General features: G+C 31.9%; 1 protein-coding gene. It reads left to right on the forward strand.

Going from position 1 to position 709, the window contains the following annotated elements:
* Positions 1–709 (forward strand): pyruvate formate lyase family protein (locus tag COL3_RS27030; protein WP_278286721.1); only part of this gene is annotated, 709 nt, incomplete at both ends.

Genomic DNA, 709 nt, shown 5'->3' on the forward strand with positions numbered 1-709 from the left:
TAGGAACATCAGCAGAACCAAACTTAACAGTTTTATGGTCAGATAAGCTTCCAGAAAACTTCAAGAAATATTGTGCAGAAATCTCAATTAAAACAGATTCTATTCAATATGAAAATGATGAAGTTATGAGACCAATTTATGGTGATGATTATGCAATAGCTTGTTGTGTATCTGCAATGAAGGTTGGTAAACAAATGCAATTCTTTGGAGCTAGAGCGAATATTGCTAAATCACTTTTATATGCTATAAATGGTGGAGTAGATGAATTAAAAGGCATTAAAGTAGTGCCAGGAATTGAAAAACTTACAGATGAAGAAATTCTTGATTTTGATAAGGTAAAAGCAAATTACTTCAAAGTATTAGAGTACGTAGCTAAGGTTTATGTAGATACAATGAATATAATTCACTTTATGCATGATAAATATGCTTATGAAGCAGGACAAATGGCTCTTCATGATACAGCAGTAGAAAGATTAATGGCCTTTGGTATTGCCGGACTTTCAGTAGCTATAGATTCATTATCAGCTATAAAATATGCAAAAGTTAAACCAATAAGAAATGAAGAAGGAATAGCAGTAGATTTTGAAGTTGAGGGAGATTTCCCTAAATACGGAAATGATGATGATAGAGCAGATGATTTAGGCGTAGAATTAGTTACTAAATTCTCAAATGAGCTTAAGAAACATCCATTATATAGAGATGCAAAACA

It is taken from the genome of Clostridium sp. LS (assembly GCF_002760435.1).
Lineage (GTDB): Bacteria > Bacillota > Clostridia > Clostridiales > Clostridiaceae > Clostridium.